The sequence below is a fragment of the Ferrimonas senticii DSM 18821 genome (assembly GCF_000422665.1).
Lineage (GTDB): Bacteria > Pseudomonadota > Gammaproteobacteria > Enterobacterales > Shewanellaceae > Ferrimonas > Ferrimonas senticii.
This window is the reverse complement of the sequence record NZ_AUGM01000032.1, coordinates 1-11,696: the sequence shown is the minus strand read 5'-3', so window position 1 is coordinate 11,696 and position 11,696 is coordinate 1. Positions and strand designations below refer to the sequence as shown.

Sequence of the window (11,696 nt, the reverse complement as noted above, 5' to 3'; positions counted from 1 at the left end):
CTCACCCGTCCGCCGCTCGTCATCTTCAAAAGCAAGCTTTTGAAATGTTACCGCTCGACTTGCATGTGTTAGGCCTGCCGCCAGCGTTCAATCTGAGCCATGATCAAACTCTTCAATTAAAAGATTTTGATTTATCGTCCATTCTCGTTACCGAAGTAACAATCACAGACTACTCAATGAATTCTGATAGATGTTAAATCCGAAAATTCAACATTCTGCATGTTGCATGAACACTTCAGTTTCATCGAGAAATGATGATTTCTCGTTCCACGTGAGTGCCCACACAGATTGTCTGACTAATTTTTAAAGAGCTTGTCTCGTTCGAGACAGGACGCGCATTCTAGCGTATCCGTTTGATTCGTCAAGCGTTATTTTCTAACTTCTTTTTCGAACCGGTCGACTTGGTTTTTACTGCGGCGATTTGCTCGCTGTGCCCCGTCGACAGAGGCGCATTATAGGGACGGTTCGATTTGGCGCAACCGGAAAATTCACTGTTTTGGTTCGTTCGGTCAAAGACACAGCCATTACCCGCTTAACCACAAACTTATCCACAGAAATCGCCATCTACTGCGGTTTTTTGCCCCCAGAAACAACAAAACCGACGCAGATAGCGTCGGTCATGGGGCGTTTTTACTTGCTATATAAAGAAGGTCGCAAGCAAAAACCGTATCTCACTACTTATATAGCAAGCGAATCTTAGTTAACGAACTCTTCGCCAATGCGGATATCGCCTTTTAGGGTATCCAGCATGCCATCCAGTGCATTTTGCTCAAATGCGCTTAGCTCGCCGTACGGCAGGATCGCTTTAATGCCATTGGCACCCAGCTCAACCGGTTGAGCAAAGAAACGGGCATGTTCACCAGCGCCCTCTACATAAGCACACTCAATCACGCCTTGCTCACCTTGCAGGCCGCGCACCACCGCCATACCAAAGCGGCATGCCGCTTGGGCCATCGACAGCGTAGCAGAGCCGCCACCCGCCTTGGCTTCAACGACTTCGGTACCGGCATTTTGGATCCGATGGGTCAACGCGGCGATTTCATCATCGCTAAACTCAACGCCTTCTACTTGAGACAGCAGCGGCAGGATGGTGACACCACTGTGACCGCCGATGACGTTCAGCTTAACGTCTTCAACTTTGAGCCCTTTGGCTTCGGCGATAAAGGTTTCAGAGCGGATCACATCCAAGGTGGTTACCCCGAACAGCTTGCTCTTATCGTACACGCCAGCGTTTTTAAGCACTTCTGCAGCAATCGCTACGGTGGTGTTTACTGGGTTGGTGATGATCCCCAAGCACGCTTGCGGACAAACCTCAGCAACTTTAGCGGTCAGGTTGCGGATGATGCCGGCGTTGATGTTGAACAGATCAGAGCGATCCATCCCAGGTTTACGCGCCACCCCAGCCGAGATCAGCACCAGATCGGCACCTTGCAGTGCTGGCGTTGGATCTTCGCCTGCGAAACCTGTGGCTTCAACGGCGGTTGGGATGTGACTGATATCGGCTGCCACCCCTGGGGTTACTGGGGCGATGTCATACAACGCCAACTTACTGCCTGCTGGCAGGTTCAGTTTTAACAACAGCGCCAGAGCTTGACCGATACCGCCTGCGGCGCCTAATACTGCTACCTTCATTGTTATCTCCCGTCTGTCCTTGAGATGTTTGTGACCGTGATCACCTTGTTGTGGCGCCCACAATACCCAAAGCGCAAAACGTTGGCAATGGCTGGGCTGTTCAACCATTTGCGCCATGAACGGTAGTCATTTACAGCCGCTCTAGTTGAATTTTTATTCTTTGTAACTGCCTACTGCTTGCATCCTAAGCAGTTCTTATGCAACCTAGCGATCAATCCTTCACGATAACGAATGTCTTATGAAATCCAGCCAACAAGATGAACTGATCCGCGCCTTTAAATCGCTGCTAAAAGAGGAGCGATTTGGCTCTCAGGGTGAGATCGTCACGGCACTGCAAGCGGTTGGTTTTGAAAACATCAACCAGTCCAAAGTGTCGCGGATGCTAAGCAAGTTCGGTGCGGTTCGTACCCGTAATGCCAAGCAGGAGATGGTGTACTGCTTGCCGGCAGAGCTAGGGGTACCAACCGCTAATGCACAGCTACGTAACTTGGTCCTGGACGTTGACCACAACGGCAGCATGATTGTGGTGCACGCCAGTCCAGGGGCGGCGCAGCTGATTGCCCGGCTACTGGATTCGATGGGTAAAGCCGAAGGGATCTTGGGTACCATCGCCGGCGACGACACCATCTTTATCGCCCCAACCAGCCACGCCCAGCTGGAGCCAACCATGGCGATGATTAAAGAGCTGTTTAATTACGTAGATTAAGCGCTATCCCCACGAAAACAAAAACGCCTGACACAGTGTGCCAGGCGTTTTTTATTGCCACCGCGTTAAGCTAGATTGGCAGCGCGATCAAGGAAGTCCAGTGATGGCGCGAAGAACGCGGCACCGGTTACCGCTTGGGTAAAGTTAAGCAGATGATCGTGATGACCATGACCATCACCGTGGATCATCGACTTTAGCTGAGTCTCGAAGTAGCGCGGGGTATGACAGCAGCTAATAAAGAACAAGCCTTGCTCCTGCATGTTGCCGTATGGCATCGACTGACGCAGGATCTCCATCTTAGTGCCATCTTCTTCACGCAGATTGGTGCGCTTGATATGGCAGGTCAATGGCTTATCGGCCGAAGCGTACTCGATGTTTTCTACTTTGGTACGGCCGATGGTGTCTTCCTGAGTTTTCAACGTCTGCTGTTGCCATAGCGCCATGTTGTGCACATAGCGTTGAGTATGGATATAACTGCCACCGGCAAACTCACCTTCTGCCACCAGCGCCACTTGACGACGATGGCTGCCGACCGGATTTTCGGTGCCATCAACGAAACCAGTTAGGTCGCGGCTATCCAGGTAGCGGAAGCTACGTACTTCGTCTACCAGCTCAGCCAATCCGGTCAGACGGCGGCAAACCTCAACGGCAGTTAGGTGATTCACATCAACGCGATCGCTGCGCAGATGAACAAACAGATCCACTGGCTGACTTGGCGCTTGCCGATCATCAGCCGAGAATTGTGGGAATGGTTTCAGTTCCGCCGGGCGACTGGCAGGATAGAGGGTATCCCAGTAGTTGGCGCCAATGGCGATGAAGCCATTGAAAGCACAATCAGCATTGCGGTCTGCTTGTTGCTGCAGCCACGCCGCCAACCCAGCCAACACGCTTGGTAGCGCCTCTTCCGCCCCATCTTGGGCGTTAAACATCAGATACAAGCCGTGGAGATTACCCTCGGCACAGATCCCACCTTGCTCACGTGGCATACGTAATCCTTAATCGGAAACAAAAACAGACGAATGGCTAAGTGTGCAAACCACTCTCAGCACGATGCAACCGATTAAAAGCCAAAGCTTGATTTATTACAACAAAACCAGCGCATGCGGCAGCGCCGCCACCGCGACCTTGGCGCCGTTATTCAGATCCAGTTTAGCCGAGCGCACTTGCAGTTCAATCGGCCCAACGACGACTCGATAGTCGCAATGATTACCGGCAAAGCGACGTTCGGTGATGACACCGCTGCCCTGATCATCAGCAACCAACTGCAGCTGTTGCGGCCGCAATAACAACTGGCCGTGATGCTGTGGCGGGAAGCTTAACGGGCTGGCACTTTTGATGGCTCCTAACGGCGTTTGCACCTCATCAATGGCACTGACTACCGCATCCAGATAGTTGCCGCCACCGAGAAAGTCGGCAACAAAGCGATTGCTTGGGTTTCGGTATAGCTCTTCGGCGCTGCCTTGCTGAACCACTTTACCGTCTTCAAGCAGCGCCAACCGATCAGCGAAAGCGAATGCTTCCTCTTTGGCGTGGGTCACCAAGATCGCGCTGACCTGCGCTTGCCTAAGGATCTGGCGGATCTCCGCCATCATCTGGCCACGCACCTGTGAGTCGATGTTGGAGAAGGGTTCATCCAATAACAGCAACCGCGGCTGGTAGGCCAGTGCTCGAGCAATGGCAACCCGCTGCTGTTGCCCGCCAGACAGTTGGTGGATGTAGCGCTGCCCCAACCCTTCCAGCCGCACCAAGCTCAACATTTCAGCCACCCGCTGCCGCCGCGCGGCGTAGCTGAGGTGCTGCAGACCAAAGCCAATGTTGTCAGCAACGTTCAGATGTGGAAACAGCGCATAATCTTGAAAAATGACACCAATCCCGCGTAGCTCCGGCGGCAGTTCAGTAAGCTGCACCCCAGCCAACGAAATGCTACCTGCACCAATCGGATGCAACCCGGCAATGGCACGCAATAATGTGGTTTTGCCGCAACCACTGGGGCCAAGCAGGGCGAGGATCTCGTTATCCTCGACCTGTAAGTCAACGCCGTTAAGCACTAATTGTCGTTGATAGTGACACTGCAGTTGGCTGATCTCTAAATTTGCCATCAGCGAGTTTGCTCCAAACTGCGATTCAACAGCCACACCGGTAGCAGTCCCACCAACACAATCACCAGTGCCGGTAACGCCCCCAGTTCCAGCGCTTCATCAGAAACAAATTGATAGACGTATGTGGCTAAGGTTTCAAAGCCAATCGGTTTAAGCAGCAGTGCCGCCGGTAACTCTTTCATCGACTCGATAAACACTATCACTGCGGCGGTCAGCAATCCGCGCCGCAGCAACGGCCAATGCACTCGCCGCAGTAATGCCGCCGGACCACAACCCATGGTGGTCGCCGCCATATCCAACGACGGGTTAATTCGTTTGTAAGACGCCTCAATCGCCCCCAAGGCTACCGCCAAAAAGCGCACGCAATAGCCAAATAGCAGTGCCACCATCGAACCGGACAACACTAAACCAACAGTGCTGCCATTAAACCACTGGCTGAAATCGTTAATTCGATAATCCAGCCACGTCAGCGGGATCAACACTCCAATCGCCAACACCGTCCCAGGCAAAGCGTAACCAAAGCCTGCGATCTGTGCCGGCCACCTCAGCAATCGCAAGCGCGCTAAAAATTGCAGCAACAACGCCATGACGATAGTCAACAGCGCCACCTGCACTGAAACGATCAGACTGTTGACGCTGTAACGCCAAAACAGGGCCAACGATGCAGCGTCAAAGTAATCAATAGCGTAATTCAGCAATACCGCTGCCGGCAGCGCAAAGGACAACAACAACACGCCGATACAAAAACCGCTAGCGCAAATGGCCTTGATGCCGGTCAGAGGCCAACGCGGAATGTCGACACCGGCATCACCACGCTGAAACAGCTTTTGCTGAGCTCGCGCTCGGCGTTCCAGCCCCAATAGCAACAGCACCCCCAACAACATCAAACAGGAGAGTCGGGCGGCCGCACTCAAGCTACCGTAATCAAGCCAGACGTCGTACACCGCTGTGGTTAAGGTATTGACCGCAAAGTAACTGACGGTAGCAAAGTCAGCCATGGTCTCCATCGCGACCAATGCTACGCCAACCATGATTGCCGGTCGCGCCAACGGCAAACTGACTCGCCAAAAACTTTGCCATGGCGTGCAGCCCAGGCTGCGACTGGCCTGCAACAGGTTGCCTGCCTGTTCGAGAAACGCCGTGCGAGCCAGCATAAACACATAGGGAAACAGCACCAGCGCCAGCATCGCGGCCGCGCCAGTAAGACTGCGAACTTCAACAAACCAATAATCTTGTGGGCTGTTCCAACCAAACCAACCACGCAGTGCCTTTTGTACCGGACCAGCGTAATCAAGCATATCGGTATAGACGTAAGCCACCAGATAAGCCGGCATCGCCAACGGCAGCAGCAGCGCCCATTGCAACCACCGTTGCCCAGGGAACTGACAGTTCGCCACCAACCAAGCTGTCGGTACCCCCAACAGCACCGCTCCGACAGCGCTTAATAACACCAGTGCCACGGTATTAATGATGTAATCGGCCAGAACTGACTCAGCCAGTTCGGCAAATACCTCGCTGGCTGGCAGTAATCCCTGCTGTAGCAATGCTGCCACCGGCAACAGCAACAGCAAGGTGATGGCGGTGCCGCTGACGGTCCAGCGGCGACGGGCTAACTTCATCAATTACAGATCAAACTTCACCTGATCCAGCAGTTTCACTGCGGCTTGATGGTTTTCCGCTAGCTGATAAATTGGCAAGCTGTCCTCTTTAAAGCTGCCCCAACCCGCGACCAGTGGCGATGGCTTTACTTTAGGATTAACCGGGTACTCCATGTTGGCTTCAGCGTACATCTGCTGCGCCTGCTCACCGGATAGGAACTCTAACAACTTCACCGCCGCTTCGGGCTGTTTGGCGTATTTGGTCACCACCGCCCCGGAGACATTCACATGGGCACCGCGGTTATCTTGGTTGGGGAAGTTGATCGCTACCGGCTCCGCAAATGGCGCTTGTTTAGGGTCGCTAAGCATCTTGCCGTAGTAGTAGCTGTTGCCGATGGCGTAATCGCACACCCCTTCGGCAACGGCTTTGATCTGCGCCCGATCATTCCCCTGTGGCTTGCGCGCCAAATTGGCTTTCAGCCCTTCAAGCCACTGCACGGTTTCGGCTTCGCCATGATGAGCAATCATCGAAGAGACCAAAGCGATGTTGTAAGCGTTCTTGCCAGAGCGGGTGCAGATCTTGCCTTTGTATTGCGGCTTTGCCAGATCTTCATAGTTAATATCAACCTTGCCAACACGTTCAGCCGAGGAGTAAACGTTGCGCACCCGTAAGGTTAGCGCGAACCAGTTGTTATCCGGATCGCGGAACTGCTTGGGTAAGTTGCTGTTAACGATGTCGCTTGCCACCGGTTGCACCAAGTCCATATCAACCAGACCGGTCAATCTTGAGATGTCGGTGGTTAACACCAGATCCGCTGGGGTCAGTTTACCCTCGCGCTTAAGCCGCTCATCCAAGCCTTTTTTAGCAAAGACGACTTCAGTATTGATACCGGTCTGCTCAGTGAATTTGGCCAGCATTGGCTCAATCAAAAACGGCTGACGATAGGAATAGATGGTGACCGTCGGGGCGGCTTGCACCGCAGCGGAGGTTAGCAGGGCGGCGGCAGCGAGGAATCGGCGCATTGGAACTCCGTTTGCAAATGGGAATGATTCGTCTTTTTATAGTACGTATTGCCCGATTCGACCACAACCCCATCGCTGCGCTGATTGAATAAGCCACTGTAAGCAAACAATAACGGCGCCCGAAGGCGCCGTAAGGTTAACAACAGCAAAGGATTACAACGCGGCTTCCAATTCCGGCAAGACCTCAAACAAATCGGCGACCAAACCGTAGTCTGCCACCTGGAAAATTGGCGCATCTTCATCTTTGTTGATGGCAACAATCACCTTCGAGTCCTTCATCCCGGCCAAGTGCTGAATTGCCCCGGAGATCCCGACCGCGATATACAACTGCGGCGCCACAATCTTACCGGTTTGGCCAACCTGCATATCGTTAGGGACAAAGCCGGCATCCACCGCCGCCCGAGAAGCCCCCACCGCGGCACCAAGTTTGTCGGCGATACCATCCAGCAGTTTAAAGTTATCACCGTTGCCCATGCCGCGACCGCCGGAGATCACCACCCCTGCCGCAGTCAATTCTGGTCGATCCGATTCCGCCAATTGGTTAGCGACAAAGCTCGAGTTGCCAGCATCGTGCTCAGCGCTGATCGCATCGATTGCAGCGCTTCCGCCTGTCGCAGCCACGGGATCAAAACCAGTACTGCGGACAGTGATTACCTTAATAGCGTCGGCCGACTGCACTGTGGCGATGGCATTACCGGCATAGATTGGACGGGTAAAGGTATCGGCGGACTCAACCGAGATGATGTCGGAGATCTGGTTTACGTCCAGCAGCGCCGCTACTCGTGGCAACAGGTTTTTACCAATGGTCGTGGCTGGGGCCAAAATGTGGCTGTAGCCCGTTCCCAGTTCGGCCACCAATAGCGACACATTCTCGGCCAATTGATGCTCGAAACTGGCGCTATCGGCCACCAATACCTTGCTGACGCCAGCTACTTGAGCGGCTTGCTCGGCTACCGCTTGGCAACCGCTACCGGCCACCAACAGAGTAATGTCACTGCCAATCGCATTGGCGGCGGCAACGGTATTGAGGGTCGCTGGCTTTAACTCGGCGTTGTCGTGCTCAGCAATCACTAATGTGGTCATGTTCAAATCCTTCTGAGGGCAGAGTTAAAGTACTTTGGCTTCGGTTTTTAACTTGTTGACCAGCTCGGCCACCGATTCCACCTTCACCCCTGCACTGCGCACTGGTGGGGTATCGACTCGCAAAGTAGTGAGGTTATTGCTCAGCGTCACTCCCAATTCCTCCGGGGTCATTACCGCTAGCGGCTTGCGCTTGGCTTTCATGATATTGGGCAGTGACGCATAGCGCGGCTCGTTCAAACGCAGATCGGTGGTGACGACCGCAGGCAGGCTCAAGGCCAAGGTTTGCATACCACCATCGACTTCACGAGTGACCGTAGCTTTGCCATCGGCAATCACCAGCTCAGAGGCAAAGGTCGCCTGCGGCATCTTGGTCAGCGCCGCTAACATCTGACCGGTTTGGTTGTTGTCAGAGTCGATCGCCTGTTTGCCCAGCAACACCAATCCAGGTTGCTCCTGCTCAACCACTTTGGCCAGCAGCTTGGCAATCGACAGCGGATCTGGCGCGGTCGCCACATCAATTTGAATTGCCCGATCCGCGCCCAGCGCCAACGAGGTACGTAGCTGCTCTTGGCACGCTTTGTCACCAATGGATACCACCACGATCTCATCGGCGACGCCCTTCTCTTTGAGGCGCACCGCTTCTTCTACGGCAATTTCACAGAATGGGTTGAGCGCCATCTTAGTGTTGGCCAAATCAACGTCGGTGTTGTCGGCTTTCACCCGCACCCGCACGTTGTAATCAATCACCCGTTTCACTGCGACCAGTACTTTCATCACGTCCACCTGAAGTTACGATGCATCCATTGCATCTGGTGTTTCCATTGTGTGACGGGGATCGAACTTTGCCAATGACCGCGATGGCCAAGCTGATAGACCAAACTGGCCAAAGAGATTTACATCAGTCCTCTCATGGATCCTTCACCAAAGATGACATGTAAGCACCCACTTCTGCGCTAACTCCCTATGGAGTCTGTACGAAATTCTCCAGGCGTCATTCCAGACCACTGTTTAAAGGCCCGAATAAACGGACTGGGATCTTCAAATCCGACCAGCGCCGCCACATCGTTGATAGACAGTTCAGGACAAGCGAGATAATCCACTGCCGCCTGATAACGACTCTGCTGCTTAAGGGCGGAATAACTTAACCCTTCGGCGGCCAAGTGCCGACGCAGAGTACGCGCCGACATCCCCTCCATCTGTGCCATCTGCTCAAGGCTGGGTAACGCGCGGCTAAAATCACGGCCAAAGCGGGCGCGGATACGGGCGCTAATGGAATGATCGCCGTTAACCATCACCATCAGTTGATGTGGCGCGGTTTTCAAAAAACCACGCCACGCCGCATCGGTTTGGATCAGCGGCCGTTGTAGCCAGCTCGCATCAAAATAAAAGCCGTTATCGGCCTGATTGAATTGCAGCGGGCACTGGAACAACAATTGATAATCTTGGTGATGATTAGGCTGGGAAAAGGTGAATTCCGCTTTCAACAATGGCAACCGACAGCCGAGCATCCAGCTGATAAAGTGATGCCAGATCGACAGCGAAGTGCGGATGAGCGCCGGTGGTGGATTGGCTAAGGCGCTGCTTCCCTGCTCTTGCCCTGCCAGCGGCAGGTAATGAAAACGCGCGAGTTCACCGTCGATGCTAATCGCTGGCTTAATGGTTGGCCCTTGGCAAATCTCATAAAAGTCGCTGCAGCGCTGCAGTGCCGTGCCCAAATCAGTGCAGTGTTGGATGGCGTAACACATCATCCGAAAACTGCCCCGCGGCACCTTACCACCCGTCAGCATGCCAAACTGCTCATCCTGCAACAGCTCGGTTAGCTGTTGAAACAACCGGGCAAACTGCATTACCGGGATCTGTGATTGCTGCAATTGCGCTTCGGTTAGCCCCACCGCTTGCAGTAACGTCGGCAGGTGGTAACCCTGTTGTGCAGCATGGCTCAGCAGGCTGTCCACGTATTCGGTCGAGATGGTTTGTCCTTTACTCATCTGCTATCCCACGGCTACAGGCGCGCTAGCACGCGATCGCAGGCACGTTGCATGGCCAAGTTGACCTTCCAATGCTGCGGCGCCCAGCCATCAAGAAAGCGAGCAAAATCAGCTACTGCAACGTCATACAACTGACGCCACTCTCGTTCGATGGGGCTAGAATCGACCGCTCTAAGCCGACACCGCTTGGCGAATTGCGCAAAATAGTAATCAAGCCAACGGTCACTGTCGCTTAGCAACTCACCATCCGTTAAGGCACTGCCGAGCAGATAGGCGACATCAATCACGCCGATGCCTGAGCCAACATACTGAAAGTCGTACGCCACCGCTTCGCTATCAGCAAAACCGAAGTTGGCGATCTTGGCATCGCCATGCAGCAGGGTTTGATGGCGAGCCTGCCGCAGCTGCCGATCGAGCTGACTGGCGGCATGTTTAAGGGGGAGATTGCTCATTCGAGCATGCTCATCTGGACGGGTCGCCAAATGCCAATAGCTGCCCTGAGGCCACAAGCCGGTAACCGTAACGCCGATAAACTGAGCATGCCAGCAAGCTAACCAGGCTAACGCCTGCTGCAGTTGTTGCTCTGTCGGGTGCTCGACGTTGCAATCAAAGCCACTGCACCGCAGATCTTCGAGCAGCAGTAAATGCTGAGTCCGATCCGCAGTAGAGGCTATCGCCAATACCTCAGCGGTACGAGTCCGCGTCGACTGTTGTTTAAGCCATTGATAGCAACTCAGTTCGACTTGATAAGAGCGCAGCTTACGTTGATGAGCAAAGTCGCTATCCCAACCTCTGGGATGCTCGCTCTGCCTTGGTGGAGCGACTAACTTGGCAATGATGGTGCGACCACAAGATAAGCGCCAGCGCTCGATACTGCCGTAACCACTCCACAAGCGCTGCACCACTGCCAGCTTTTGCGGCCGTTCATCGCCTAACCGGCGTTCAATCTCCGCCGCGACATCCAAACTCATTCGCTAATCCCAAGCTATTGAACCAAGTTATACCAATTCGCTTAAGTAAATGGTCTATCTAGTGCGAAGGAGAAATCGTCTCAATCAAGGCAATCAAGGCACTCAACGCCGCTGCTAGTGGCTCTACCAGTAACTTGAGTAACGCAGAGTGAGACGATTTAAACCAGCAATAGTGATCAGATATTTAGGTGAATTGGTATTAATGTACCAGAGGCCAACGTTAGGTAGCTCAACAACTTTTAACGCCGATAAACGAAAAAGGCCCTGTTCCGAAGAACAGGGCCTTATCGAAAAGTGGTGCTAATACCCAGAGTCGAACTGGGGACCTCATCCTTACCAAGGATGCGCTCTACCGACTGAGCTATATCAGCACAAAGCTTTTATGAAAAAACCCGACTCTTTCGATTCGGGCTTTCTCTGAATAAGTGTCTGACGATGACCTACTCTCACATGGGAACTCCCACACTACCATCGGCGCAACTGCGTTTCACTTCTGAGTTCGGCAAGGGATCAGGTGGGGCCACAGCGCTATTGTCATCAGACAAAAACTGAATTTGGATTAAGCTGACTTTTCTCAGTCAATTTTCTTACAAGGA

The 11,696-nt window shown here is 53.4% G+C and carries 10 protein-coding genes, 1 tRNA gene and 2 rRNA genes; 1 reads left to right on the top strand and 12 read right to left on the bottom strand.

The annotated features are described in order from the left end of the window. A 16S ribosomal RNA gene (locus G506_RS0113140) occupies window positions 1-119 on the bottom strand; the annotation flags it as partial. A 577-nt stretch (window positions 120-696) separates the two neighbouring features. Continuing rightward, complete coding sequence (gene mdh, locus G506_RS0113135; protein ID WP_028117259.1) at window positions 697-1,632, bottom strand: malate dehydrogenase; 936 nt, start codon at window positions 1,630-1,632, stop codon at window positions 697-699. Between the two features lie 238 nt (window positions 1,633-1,870). On the opposite strand from mdh, the gene argR reads away from it, so the two are divergent. Next, on the top strand, window positions 1,871-2,338 hold the full coding sequence (argR, locus tag G506_RS0113125) for a transcriptional regulator ArgR (protein WP_028117258.1): 468 nt from the start codon (window positions 1,871-1,873) through the stop codon (window positions 2,336-2,338). Window positions 2,339-2,403: 65 nt separating this feature from the next. Here the strand turns inward: argR and G506_RS0113120 are convergent, their stop codons facing one another. The 10 genes from G506_RS0113120 to rrf all read right to left on the bottom strand — a co-directional run bounded on the left by G506_RS0113120 (window position 2,404) and on the right by rrf (window position 11,642). Beyond that, a complete protein-coding gene (locus tag G506_RS0113120) occupies window positions 2,404-3,324 on the bottom strand; it encodes a Dyp-type peroxidase (protein WP_028117257.1) in 921 nt (306 codons plus the stop codon). A 96-nt stretch (window positions 3,325-3,420) separates the two neighbouring features. Beyond that, the gene (locus G506_RS0113115) at window positions 3,421-4,437 is read right to left on the bottom strand and encodes an ABC transporter ATP-binding protein (protein ID WP_028117256.1); all 1,017 of its coding nucleotides are present in this window, start codon (window positions 4,435-4,437) and stop codon (window positions 3,421-3,423) included. Then, the gene (locus G506_RS0113110) at window positions 4,437-6,056 is read right to left on the bottom strand and encodes an ABC transporter permease (protein WP_035387348.1); all 1,620 of its coding nucleotides are present in this window, start codon (window positions 6,054-6,056) and stop codon (window positions 4,437-4,439) included. Before G506_RS0113110 ends, G506_RS0113115 begins: the two co-directional genes overlap by 1 nt. 3 nt (window positions 6,057-6,059) lie before the next feature. Beyond that, window positions 6,060-7,058 carry a Fe(3+) ABC transporter substrate-binding protein gene (locus tag G506_RS0113105; protein ID WP_028117254.1) on the bottom strand — a complete coding sequence of 333 codons (999 nt, stop codon included), beginning with the start codon at window positions 7,056-7,058 and terminating at the stop codon, window positions 6,060-6,062. A 153-nt stretch (window positions 7,059-7,211) separates the two neighbouring features. Further along, complete coding sequence (locus G506_RS0113100; RefSeq protein ID WP_028117253.1) at window positions 7,212-8,141, bottom strand: electron transfer flavoprotein subunit alpha/FixB family protein; 930 nt, start codon at window positions 8,139-8,141, stop codon at window positions 7,212-7,214. A 24-nt stretch (window positions 8,142-8,165) separates the two neighbouring features. Further along, a complete protein-coding gene (locus G506_RS0113095) occupies window positions 8,166-8,915 on the bottom strand; it encodes an electron transfer flavoprotein subunit beta/FixA family protein (RefSeq protein ID WP_028117252.1) in 750 nt (249 codons plus the stop codon). A gap of 179 nt (window positions 8,916-9,094) precedes the next feature. Continuing rightward, a complete protein-coding gene (locus tag G506_RS0113090) occupies window positions 9,095-10,129 on the bottom strand; it encodes an AraC family transcriptional regulator (protein WP_028117251.1) in 1,035 nt (344 codons plus the stop codon). Between the two features lie 14 nt (window positions 10,130-10,143). Continuing rightward, complete coding sequence (locus tag G506_RS19720) at window positions 10,144-11,100, bottom strand: hypothetical protein (RefSeq protein WP_051202123.1); 957 nt, start codon at window positions 11,098-11,100, stop codon at window positions 10,144-10,146. Between the two features lie 295 nt (window positions 11,101-11,395). After that, window positions 11,396-11,471 (bottom strand) — tRNA-Thr (locus G506_RS0113080). 56 nt (window positions 11,472-11,527) lie between these two features. Then, window positions 11,528-11,642: ribosomal RNA gene (gene rrf / locus G506_RS0113075) — 5S ribosomal RNA — on the bottom strand. Between the last annotated feature and the right edge of the window lie 54 nt (window positions 11,643-11,696).

What these genes read in the sequence shown, in the direction of transcription:
- mdh (WP_028117259.1), bottom strand. Translation starts at nt 1,632, where the DNA reads ATGAAGGTAGCAGTATTAGGCGCCGCAGGCGGTATCGGTCAAGCTCTG.
- argR (WP_028117258.1), top strand. Translation starts at nt 1,871, where the DNA reads ATGAAATCCAGCCAACAAGATGAACTGATCCGCGCCTTTAAATCGCTG.
- G506_RS0113120 (WP_028117257.1), bottom strand. Translation starts at nt 3,324, where the DNA reads ATGCCACGTGAGCAAGGTGGGATCTGTGCCGAGGGTAATCTCCACGGC.
- G506_RS0113115 (WP_028117256.1), bottom strand. Translation starts at nt 4,437, where the DNA reads ATGGCAAATTTAGAGATCAGCCAACTGCAGTGTCACTATCAACGACAA.
- G506_RS0113110 (WP_035387348.1), bottom strand. Translation starts at nt 6,056, where the DNA reads ATGAAGTTAGCCCGTCGCCGCTGGACCGTCAGCGGCACCGCCATCACC.
- G506_RS0113105 (WP_028117254.1), bottom strand. Translation starts at nt 7,058, where the DNA reads ATGCGCCGATTCCTCGCTGCCGCCGCCCTGCTAACCTCCGCTGCGGTG.
- G506_RS0113100 (WP_028117253.1), bottom strand. Translation starts at nt 8,141, where the DNA reads ATGACCACATTAGTGATTGCTGAGCACGACAACGCCGAGTTAAAGCCA.
- G506_RS0113095 (WP_028117252.1), bottom strand. Translation starts at nt 8,915, where the DNA reads ATGAAAGTACTGGTCGCAGTGAAACGGGTGATTGATTACAACGTGCGG.
- G506_RS0113090 (WP_028117251.1), bottom strand. Translation starts at nt 10,129, where the DNA reads ATGAGTAAAGGACAAACCATCTCGACCGAATACGTGGACAGCCTGCTG.
- G506_RS19720 (WP_051202123.1), bottom strand. Translation starts at nt 11,100, where the DNA reads ATGAGTTTGGATGTCGCGGCGGAGATTGAACGCCGGTTAGGCGATGAA.